This is a genomic window from Mycobacterium sp. NGS16 (assembly GCF_059813225.1).
Genome location: NZ_JCALEE010000035.1, coordinates 1 through 291 on the forward strand (window position 1 = coordinate 1; position 291 = coordinate 291).

The window sequence follows — 291 nt, forward strand, 5'->3', positions numbered from 1 at the left end:
GACGCCCGGAGCCGCGACGTCGTCGTCGACACCCGCAACAGCGAAAACGGCACCACCGCCGTGTGGGGCCGGCTGTTTGCCACCGATGCCAGCGCCCTCGACCGGCGCCTGACCCAATTGGCCCACACCGTCTGCGACGACGATCCGCGCACCCTGGCCCAACGCCGCGCCGATGCCCTCGGCGCCCTGGCCGCCGGGGCCGACGCCCTCGCCTGCGCCTGCGGCAACACCGACTGCCCCGCCAGCGCCGGCGGCGACGCCCGCGCGGCCAACGTCACCGTCTACGTCCTG

General features: G+C 75.6%; 1 protein-coding gene. It reads left to right on the plus strand.

Features of this window, described 5'->3' with window-relative positions:
* On the plus strand, nt 1–291 hold a 291-nt coding region (locus tag AC5Y4Q_RS21680; RefSeq protein ID WP_499960175.1), incomplete at both ends, for a DUF222 domain-containing protein.